The sequence below is a fragment of the Pseudomonas sp. 32_A genome (genome assembly GCF_017490905.1).
In the GTDB taxonomy this organism is placed as follows: domain Bacteria; phylum Pseudomonadota; class Gammaproteobacteria; order Pseudomonadales; family Pseudomonadaceae; genus Aquipseudomonas; species Aquipseudomonas inefficax.
In genome coordinates this window covers 1-501 of the sequence record NZ_JAFGYI010000215.1, presented here as the reverse complement: position 1 = coordinate 501, position 501 = coordinate 1, and the positions used below count along the sequence as shown (strand labels likewise).

Below are 501 nucleotides of genomic sequence, written 5' to 3'. Positions count from 1 at the left end.
GTAGTAGGGTTGCCCATGTAAGCACCTGTGGTGGTATTTGGTGGAATGCGTAATTCCAATTTGACCCTTGTGCTTTGGCTTTAGGCATTGCGTTTACCTGAAGCCAATACGTACCTTCTACAGCGGAGATTAGGTCTTCAGCGTTGGAGACTGTCTTCATCTCCCAACCCTTATCTGTTTTGAAGATGAGCCATCCTTGGTTTTTTATTTCCATCTGAGCTCCAAATAAAAAAAGAGAGCATCCCTTGCGGAATGCTCTCAACTCGTTCTCTCACGAACAATTCAACGAAGCGGCCGGCAGGCCGCATAAGGATTGTATGTGATTGCTAAATACCAACCAATAGAAGCCAAGCTTTATATTCTGCTGGTAGTTCTTCAAAAGGGTATTTTTCCCAAAACCCACCATTTTTCAGCGTACATACCCAAAAATCATAGTCATTATCAACAAGCAAGATGTCACCTTGTTCTGCTTGTCTAGTTGGTGCTCCCCATGAGTAATAA

General features: G+C 43.3%; 1 protein-coding gene. It reads right to left on the bottom strand.

Annotated features, from left to right (window positions below):
• Positions 1 to 214, bottom strand: a 214-nt coding sequence (locus J5M58_RS26360; protein WP_207880288.1) for a hypothetical protein, incomplete at its 3' end; no start/stop codon positions are given.
• Positions 215 to 501: the final 287 nt, after the last annotated feature.